Source organism: Dolichospermum sp. FACHB-1250 (assembly GCF_014696335.1).
Lineage (GTDB): Bacteria > Cyanobacteriota > Cyanobacteriia > Cyanobacteriales > Nostocaceae > Dolichospermum > Dolichospermum planctonicum.
The window spans coordinates 1-2,078 of sequence record NZ_JACJPZ010000107.1 but is presented as its reverse complement, the minus strand read 5'-3'; the positions used below and the strand labels follow the sequence as shown (position 1 = coordinate 2,078).

The window sequence follows — 2,078 nt, the reverse complement described above, 5'->3', positions numbered from 1 at the left end:
TCGCTTCCCACCTATCCTGCGCAAGCGAAGCCCGAACACAATTCCAGGCTACAGTAAAGCTTCATAGGGTCTTTCTGTCCAGGTGCAGGCAGTCCGTATCTTCACAGACATTCCTATTTCGCCGAGTCTCTCTCTGAGACACCATCCAAATCGTTACGCCTTTCGTGCGGGTCGGAACTTACCCGACAAGGAATTTCGCTACCTTAGGACCGTTATAGTTACGGCCGCCGTTCACCGGGGCTTCGGTCGCCAGCTTCACTTTCGCTGACCAGCTTCCTTAACCTTCCGGCACTGGGCAGGCGTCAGCCCCCATACGTCCTCTTGCGAGTTAGCGGAGACCTGTGTTTTTGGTAAACAGTCGCTTGGATCTCTTCACTGCGACCCACTGCTGAGGTGGGCACCCCTTCTTCCGAAGTTACGGGGCCATTTTGCCGAGTTCCTTAGAGAGAGTTATCTCGCGCCCCTTGGTATTCTCAACCTCCCTACCTGTGTCGGTTTCGGGTACGGGTGTTCTATCTTCATCACATATACAGCTTTTCTTGGCACTTTCCTTCACCACTCGGAGTTCGTAAACCCCTCCCAAACCAATCAGGGTATGGCTATCTTTCATGCGTCCCTGTCTATGCTCCCACAGAACAGTAAGTGACTATTGACACTTTGTCCATCGACTACGCCTTTCGGCCTCGCCTTAGGTCCCGACTAACCCAGAGTGGACGAACCTGGCTCTGGAACCCTTAGGGTTTCGGGGTGTATGATTCTCACATACATTTGCGCTACTCAAGCCGACATTCTCACTTCCGTTTCGTCCACAGCTGCTTGCCGCTACTGCTTCTCCCTACTACGGAACGCTCCCCTACCGATTATGATTAGTAATCCCACAGCTTCGGTACATCACTTAGCCCCGTTCATTTTCGGCGCAAGAACGCTTGACTAGTGAGCTATTACGCACTCTTTCAAGGGTGGCTGCTTCTAGGCAAACCTCCTAGTTGTCTAGGCATTCTCACCTCCTTTATCACTTAGTGATGATTTGGGGACCTTAGCTGGTGGTCTGGGCTGTTTCCCTCTTGACAATGAAGCTTATCCCCCACTGTCTCACTGGCTGTGTGTTCTCTGGGTATTCTGAGTTTGTCTCGATTTGGTACCGGTCTCCCAGCCCGCACCGAAACAGTGCTTTACCCCCCAGATTTAATCACAACCGCTGCGCCTCAACACATTTCGGGGAGAACCAGCTAGCTCCTGGTTCGATTGGTATTTCACCCCTAACCACACCTCATCCGCTGATTTTTCAACATCAGTCGGTTCGGACCTCCACTTGGTGTTACCCAAGCTTCATCCTGGACATGGTTAGATCACCAGGGTTCGGGTCTATAAACACTGATTTTCGCCCTCTTCAGACTCGGTTTCCCTTTGGCTCCAGCATTCTCGCTTTAACCTACCAGTGCCTATAAGTCGCCGGCTCATTCTTCAACAGGCACGCGGTCATCCGTTTAATCGGACTCCCACTGCTTGTAAGCTTATGGTTTCATGTTCTATTTCACTCCCCTTCCGGGGTTCTTTTCACCTTTCCCTCGCGGTACTTGTTCTCTATCGGTCACACAGTAGTATTTAGCCTTACGAGGTGGTCCTCGCTGATTCATACGGAATTTCTCGTGCTCCGTACTACTCGGGATGCAGCTACTATCCTTTGGTTTTTGACTACAAGACTTTCACTTCCTCTGGTACAGTATTTAGCTGTTTCGTCTAACCTAAGTGATTCGATCTTGCTGTCCCACTACCCCAAAAGATAAATCCTTTGGTTTAGGCTCTTCCCCTTTCGCTCACCACTACTTAGGGAATCTCTGTTTTGATTTCTCTTCCTCCAGCTACTAAGATGTTTCAGTTCGCTGGGTTGGCTCTTTCCTGTCTATATATTCAACAGGTAGTATTTAGGGTTGCCCCATTCGGATATTTCCGGCTCTTCGTTTGCTTCCAACTCCCCGGAACATTTCGTCGGTAACCACGTCCTTCTTCGCCTCTGTGTGCCTAGGTATCCACCATTAGCCCTTATTAGCTTGACCACAATTTTTCTTGGCTTTCAC

General features: G+C 50.2%; 1 rRNA gene. It reads right to left on the bottom strand.

Annotated features, from left to right (window positions below):
* Positions 1-2,057: ribosomal RNA gene (locus H6F39_RS20080) — 23S ribosomal RNA — on the bottom strand; the annotation flags it as partial.
* Positions 2,058-2,078: the final 21 nt, after the last annotated feature.